Source organism: Eudoraea sp. (assembly GCF_049669105.1).
Classification (GTDB): domain Bacteria; phylum Bacteroidota; class Bacteroidia; order Flavobacteriales; family Flavobacteriaceae; genus Eudoraea.
In genome coordinates this window covers 1-6429 of record NZ_JBATKE010000012.1, presented here as the reverse complement: position 1 = coordinate 6429, position 6429 = coordinate 1, and the positions used below count along the sequence as shown (strand labels likewise).

At 36.9% G+C, this 6429-nt stretch carries 5 protein-coding genes; 3 read left to right on the top strand and 2 right to left on the bottom strand.

Annotated features, from left to right (window positions below; all coding sequences use genetic code 11):
- Both WBM60_RS00990 and WBM60_RS00985 read left to right on the top strand, forming a co-directional pair.
- Positions 1-868: Gfo/Idh/MocA family oxidoreductase (locus WBM60_RS00990; RefSeq protein ID WP_424282645.1), on the top strand; the 868-nt coding region annotated here is incomplete at its 5' end.
- A 200-nt stretch (positions 869-1068) separates the two neighbouring features.
- A complete protein-coding gene (locus tag WBM60_RS00985) occupies positions 1069-1791 on the top strand; it encodes an energy transducer TonB (RefSeq protein ID WP_424282644.1) in 723 nt (240 codons plus the stop codon).
- A 62-nt stretch (positions 1792-1853) separates the two neighbouring features.
- Here WBM60_RS00985 and WBM60_RS00980 read toward each other — a convergent pair whose 3' ends face one another.
- Entirely contained in the window at positions 1854-2756 is a 903-nt protein-coding gene (locus WBM60_RS00980) for a serine/threonine protein phosphatase (RefSeq protein WP_424277987.1), read from the bottom strand.
- 115 nt (positions 2757-2871) lie between these two features.
- Between WBM60_RS00980 and WBM60_RS00975 the strand changes: the two genes are divergently transcribed.
- Positions 2872-5241, top strand: a complete 2370-nt coding sequence (locus WBM60_RS00975) for a GAF domain-containing protein (protein WP_424282643.1) — start codon at positions 2872-2874, stop codon at positions 5239-5241.
- 13 nt (positions 5242-5254) lie between these two features.
- On the opposite strand, the gene WBM60_RS00970 is transcribed toward WBM60_RS00975, so the two are convergent.
- A partial coding sequence (locus tag WBM60_RS00970; protein WP_424282642.1) for a Pycsar system effector family protein occupies positions 5255-6429 on the bottom strand: 1175 nt, incomplete at its 5' end.

Here is a 6429-nt window from a genome sequence, read left to right as displayed (position 1 = left end):
GACTAATACCAACAGGAACGATGATAACGGCGCATGGAATTATCATATAGAGGATGAGGCAAATCCTCAAACAATAGACTGGGATCAATTTTTGGGGTCTGCCCCAAAAATACCCTTTAATAAGAATCACTTTTTCAGATGGAGAAAATGGTGGGCATACGGATCTGGTCTTTCCGGCGATTTGTTGACGCATGATTATGATCGTCTTAATTGCGTATTGCGAATGGGTATCCCTGGTTCTGTTAGCACTTCAGGAGGAATATATACTCATAATGACGGCCGTAATGTGCCTGACGTACTTCAGGTAAATATGGAGTTTCCAGATTTCAGTACAGGGAGTAGTCAGAAAAAGGGCAAGGAAAAAGGAATGACTTTTGTCTACAGTGCTACTCTTGGTAATGGCTTTAGCAGGCCAACTATTCTTATGGGACATGACGGTACCATGGAATTGGGTAACAGGCTCACAGTATGGCCTGATAGCAGGTCCACAAAGTATGCTGACCAGCTTGAATCTGAGAAAATGAAACCATCGGTTCCGGTTTATACCTACAATCCGGGGGCCAGTGTGCCCGATGCGGTTTCTTCAGCGACATCCCAATATTTTGCAGATAAGGGGCTAATGTGGACCTATATTAACGGAGCAAGAGTTGATTCAACATTTCTTCATCTGAGGGAATGGCTCAGCAGTACAAGAAATGGAGGTAAAGTTAGTTGCGGAATAAACGAAGGATTTGATGAAGCAATATCAGCACACATGGCTGGACTTTCCTATAAACTTGGCAGAAGAATAGACTGGGACCCTGTTGAACAACGAATTGTGCCCATTGAAGGAATTAATTTTGATGAGGTGCTATTATCCGGTATTTAACAGAGAAAGGCACATTCCTCACATGTGAATCTGCCGACTTATAATTCAGGTAATCAGGACTCTTTTTAGTCCTGATTACTTCTTTATGCCTTATTCTTTAGATGCCACAAATTTATGACATAACGAATTAAACCTGATAAATATCATATTATCTGTATTCTACATGACTTAATTTTATGTATATCATAATACAAATAGTCATGCAAGTCAAAAAAAACCCAAAAGTAGATTTAAATAGAAATAGTGGGCTGTATTTTGTAATAGGACTTACAGTCGTTCTATTTTTGACCTGGCGCGCGTTGGAATACAAATCGTATCCTAACGACACTACAACTTTGGACATTGCTCAGGCCGTGGACGACCTTAAAGAAGATGTACCGGTAACAGAGATTTTACTAACAACCCCTCCACCACCACCACCTGCTGCTCCCGAGGTAATTGAAGTAGTTGAAGACACCGAGGAAATAGAAGAAACAATAATTGAGAGTACAGAAACTAGTCAGGAATCAGTGATTGAAGAGGTAATAGCCGTTGACGATGTGGAAGTTGGAGAAGAAGAAGAAGATATTGTAGTTCCCTTTGCAATCATAGAAAATGTTCCTATTTATCCCGGATGTGAGAATGCACAAGGCAATGATGAACGAAAAGCCTGCTTTCAAAAAATGATACAAGCTCATATCGTTAAAGAATTTAATTATCCTGAAAGTGCACTTGAACTGGGAATAAAAGGAAAAGTATTTGTGCAATTTATGATTAATTCTAAAGGTCATGTAGAGGCAATAAGGACAAGAGGGCCAGACAAATTATTAGAGCAAGAAGCACAACGAATTATTGCTGCACTCCCAAATATGACTCCCGGGATGCAACGCGGAAAATCAGTTAAAGTTCCTTATAGTATCCCTATTAACTTTATGATTCAATAGAAATAGAGAACATGACTATTTCCCGAGGATTGATTCAACTAATACCCAGGTATTGGAAAGAATCAATCCTCATTTTGTTTATAATCCGTCAACTTTTGAGGCCCTTCCAGTAAAACCCTTACAACCTGAAGGGTGCCATCTTCTTTTGTTGCTATCTGCCATTTTATAAGTGAAATTACTCCGTGTTCTATTTCAATCCCCGTAATACTCCTTGGGTGTACACAGCTTCCATCATTAAATAAGGGAATATCACCGGGTTCCGGGAATCTGGGTCTGTGTGTATGACCCATTACGGTTATTATTAAGTTGTTTCTTAAAATCCATCTCTTAATCCTTTTCTCCACTTTTATTAATTCACGGTTGTTCCTGGCCGGACTAGTAGGATCAGCTATTCCCCAAACTTGAAGTGGTTTCCAGAGAACGCGCACCAAAAATCGATTAAACCGCCATCCGTGATAATTCATAAAATCGGCCTGGTGCCCATGAGTTAAAAATAGCTCTTGTCCGCTCTCACTGTGTTTTAAGACTATTGCTTCATGAAACTGCAATTGATCTAATAAAGTGGTTTCCTTTTCATCTTTAGGCTCAAAGTAGGTGTAAAGATGTTTTTTTACATATGCCGGGTTTCTGTATACCATATCGTGGTTGCCAAATATCATATGCAACCGGTTTTCCTCATGAAAACGTTTCATTAACATGTAAATATTTTTATGGGCTTCAAAGATGGCTTCAAAAGTCAGATTCTCCCAGAGCTCATCCCCGTCTCCGAGTTCACAATATTGGAACCCATTATTATAATAATGTTTCAAAGCATGATAATAGATATTCCGGTTATTGGCAAACTCATCGGAAAAACTATTATCACCCCTATGACAATCGCTAAAGAGAATAATCTTTGACGTGTCATCAAATGCTAAGGTTTTGGCCCTTTTGTACGCGTTATTAAGTCTCTTATCTGAAGACATGAATGAAATTTTCATAAATATCCAAAAAATGCGCGTAACACCGTAAAAATTCCTTTAACAAAAAGAAATCGAATAGTTTTGTAATTTTACCGCCAAGCTGTAGACAAATAACATTATGGGATCTATAAATAAAGATATGCCACTGCAAATGGTCATTAGCTTTGATAAGCTATTACAGCAGTATGACAAAATGGCCAAAAGCGATGATCTGTTACTATCATCCAGGGCTAAATATATATTGGAAAATCAGGCACCTTATCCAGAATTAAGGGATGGGTTTTCAGATATTAAACTTCTAGAAAAACATAAAGATGTTATTCATATTATTTTGCAGGATTCATTTGCTGAAGTACTAAGCGAAAATGAAATTAAAGCAGCTTCACTGCCCTATTTCGATATTATATTTAATAAGTCCAAAAGATTTCAGAAGATTTTGGAAAATGCCGGTATAGATTTTCAACCTTTTCTACGCAATCAGGATGAAGGAATAAATTATATTATGGCAAGTACTATCATTCTTAAATTCCATTATGGATTTAACCTTGATTTTAGCAGGCCATACTTTTATGATATACCAGATGAGAAAGGAGTAATGCGCCATTACCGTATTTTATACAATGCGGATTTTATGGAGATACTTCCCACAAAATTATCTAAAAAGTTAACCCAGGACGATGTTGATAAGCTTTTAGAAAATCCGGAAGATCTGCAATTGTGGAAAGAAATGATTCCTCCAAATAGTTTTATATCCAAAGGTTTTGTAATCTCAAATATGTTTGATGTAACAACCGAACATACCATATCTGAAATTAAAACAAATCTTATCTCAAGTGATAAAAGAGGAAGCGAAACCTTTATCTCTGACTTGCAGGACACCTTCAGGTCATTCTTTAAAATAAAAGAATTAAAAATAGGTTTTGTCACCTATAACTCAAAAGATGATCAGTTAGAACGTGTTTATGGCAATGGAATGGAAAGCTTTCTACTTAGAGGGAAAGATAATGAGCAGTGTAATCATGCCTTATGTATAGGATCCTATGATAAAATAGTGAATCAGAAGGGATATTTTACGGTCTCTGATGTTGAAAAATATTACAAATTATCTGATGGGATTGAGCCCTATAAAGGCTTGTTTGAACAGGGAATAAAAAGTGCCATTTTTGCGCCTATCGTTAATGAAGGAGAACTTTTAGGAGTCCTGGAATTGGTATCCACCAGAAAAAATGAGTTAAATGGGGTTAACGCAACCAAGCTGGATGATGTAATGCCCTATATTGTTGCTGCCGTAGTGCGCTCTAAAATTGAAGAGGAAAATTTAATAGACGCTATTATTCAAAATGAATGTACTTCGGTGCATAAATCTGTTCACTGGCGATTTGAAGAGGAAGCCAAACAATTTATTATTGACGGAATAGAGGGCAGGCAACCTTCATTTAAAGAAATAGTCTTTCATGATGTATATCCGCTATACGGCCAAATCGACATTAAAGCCTCTTCACAGGCCAGGAATATGGCTATTCAGCGAGATCTTATGATTCAATTGTCGAATATCAAAGAAGTATTGAATGCTGCATTGAAATTTGAAGATTTACCTATTTACGAAGAACTGATTTACAGAATAGACATTTTTTCAGAAGATATTAAAGAGACCTTATTTTCGAATAGCGAACAGACTATTTTCGACTTCGTTAATGACGATGTATTACCGATATTCACACATCTTAAAAGGCAAAATAATGAAGTGACTAAAATGGTAGAGGAATATGAAAAAACCATTAATGCGGAAACACATTCCTACTATGACCACAGAAAGCAATATGATGATAGCGTGATGCTGATTAATAAAAAACTGGCCTCTGTAATTGATAAGCATCAGGAAGCAGCACAGGAAATGTTTCCTCACTTTTACGAACGCTATAAGACAGATGGCATAGAACATAATATGTATATTGGAAGTTCTATTGCAGAAGACAGGGATTTTGACACTTTATACTTAAAGAATCTTCGATTATGGCAGCTGCAGGTGATGTGCGAGATGGAAAACAAGTACTACAGCCTTAAACCGGAATTGGATGTACAGCTCGACGTGGCTTCGCTTATTCTGGTATATAGTACATCCTTATCTATTCGCTTCAGAATGGATGAAAAACGATTTGATGTGGATGGCACCTATAATGCCCGATATGAAATAATAAAAAAACGCATTGACAAGTCATATATCAAGGGAACTAATCAAAGGCTAACCCAAAAAGGGAAGCTATCTATAGTTTACTCTCAGAAAAAAGATGAACTGGAATATCTTAGATATATTTCTTACCTGAAATCTAAAGGATATTTTACTAATAATATTGAAATAGTAGAATTGGAGGGCCTTCAGGGCGTATCGGGGCTTAAGGCAATAAGGGCTGAGATTCTCTACAGTAAAAATACGGAAGAGGAAAAAACCTTTACCTATGAGGATTTGATGGATGAATTAAAAGCATAGTAAGGCTTTTAGATTAATACTCAACTTTACCTAAATAGTTAAAAGCAACGGCAAAAGCGATTACGGAAACTATAATCCCCACCATAAATATAGAATAAGTCCAGCGCAGGATCTTATATTTTCTGTGAAGCACTAAGCCAAGAAAATAGAGGTCTTTAGTGAGCGATGAATAAATATAATCTTTGTCCTTTACCAATTCTTGTAAGGCCAACTCATAGTCTTCCAGTTTCATTTTATGAAAATTACCAAAGAATAGGAGGTTCACCTTTTTATTGGCTACATCAGCCTTGCTAAATTTGCCGCTGCCTACATTAGGACGCGTTGCTATAACGGCCATCACCATTGAAGTCAGGGTGAAGAATAAAAAAATTAGAGTAGGGTAGATGAGATAAGCATTGGAGGGGTTATCTAGTTTTGGTATTAGGTTAGATAGTACCACAGAAATCATAATTGCGTTAACAGATAGCAAAATATTTGCTTTAGTATCCGCAATATCACTTAGCGTAATGTGGTTTTTTAAGGTAACCCTAAATAAAGTTTGTATGCCCCTATCCGGACTTTCAGTTTTATATTTTGCTTTTAATTGTTCTTTTTTGGCAATTTCTTTTTCTTTTTTTACCTCTTTCAAAAGAATCATCAGATTCTTGTCTTTTCTCTCGAGCCAGTTTGCTTTGGCATAATCTGTATAATAATGGTGTTCCGTTCTGAACATTTTGATATTCTCTTCCATCCACTCTTTAACAGAATAATTAGCAATGCCCAGCAGTGAAAGTTCTTCCCGCAGCAGTTCACAAGTTTCCAAATAGCTTTTTTGTGCGAAATGTGAGGCATCGGCATCGCGTATAATCTGTTCACTCAAACTTTTCGGTTCATAGTGCCTCCTTGTAGCCATAATACAAGCTTGTACATTTTTTATCCCTTCCGCATCATAACCTTCCTTTTCCAGAAATTCAGTGGCTATTTTACAACTACTATTTTCGTGCTCCTCATGCCCCTTTGTATAACCTGTATCATGTAACCAGGAAGCCAATAACAGGAATTCCTTTTCCTTATCATTCATGGTATGAGCTTCTATCAATTCCCGGGTGCTTTTTACTACCCGTTGGGTGTGTCTCAGGTTATGATAAAGATATTTTTCGTCCAACTTGGTCGATAATAAATCAACGACAAAGGCTTCGGTTTTTAAAA

Coding starts and splice junctions, on each gene's coding strand:
- WBM60_RS00980 (WP_424277987.1), bottom strand. CDS start 2,756: ATGTCTTCAGATAAGAGACTTAATAACGCGTACAAAAGGGCCAAAACC.
- WBM60_RS00985 (WP_424282644.1), top strand. CDS start 1,069: ATGCAAGTCAAAAAAAACCCAAAAGTAGATTTAAATAGAAATAGTGGG.
- WBM60_RS00975 (WP_424282643.1), top strand. CDS start 2,872: ATGGGATCTATAAATAAAGATATGCCACTGCAAATGGTCATTAGCTTT.